Genomic DNA, 570 nt, shown 5'->3' on the forward strand with positions numbered 1-570 from the left:
TTTCAGACACATCCACCACGTTGTGGCTAGGCTCTTGAGGGTCCAATTTAATGAACAGCGCCAATAGACCCATTGCCGCCATACCCCAGAACACCAACGCGCCCCAGTGCTCGTATCCCCAACCACTGAGCACCGTCATCAGCGCGATAAATGCGCCAAGCGGAATTGCATTGTATAGCGCTTGCAGCGCCACCATTTTGTGTTCTTCAGAGTTTTGGATGTATTGAATGGCCGCAATGTGCGCCGTCGCGAATGTCACGCCATGCAGAAGTTGCACAATAACCAACGCAACGATAGACGTTGTTGCTGCGGTCATGCCCCAACGCATCATCACACCACAAGCTGCAACAATAAACAGCGTGCGCAGCGCCCAACCAGCAAACAGACGCTTACTCAGAGCAAACACCGCCACTTCGGCCACCACCCCTAAGCTCCACAGATAGCCGATGATCTCTTCGGAATGACCCGCCTGCTTCCAGTAAATGGCGCTAAAGCTGTAGTAAGCCGCGTGGCTCCCTTGAATGAGCGCCGCCAACAGCAAAAAGGTCACGACGGGTTTGTCGGTGAGTA

Annotated in this window: 1 protein-coding gene; it reads right to left on the reverse strand. The window is 53.9% G+C overall.

Going from position 1 to position 570, the window contains the following annotated elements:
* Positions 1 to 570 (reverse strand): 3-phenylpropionate MFS transporter (locus R7190_RS29465; protein WP_318138149.1); only part of this gene is annotated, 570 nt, incomplete at both ends.

The sequence above is a fragment of the Vibrio sp. 1078-1 genome (genome assembly GCF_033340475.1).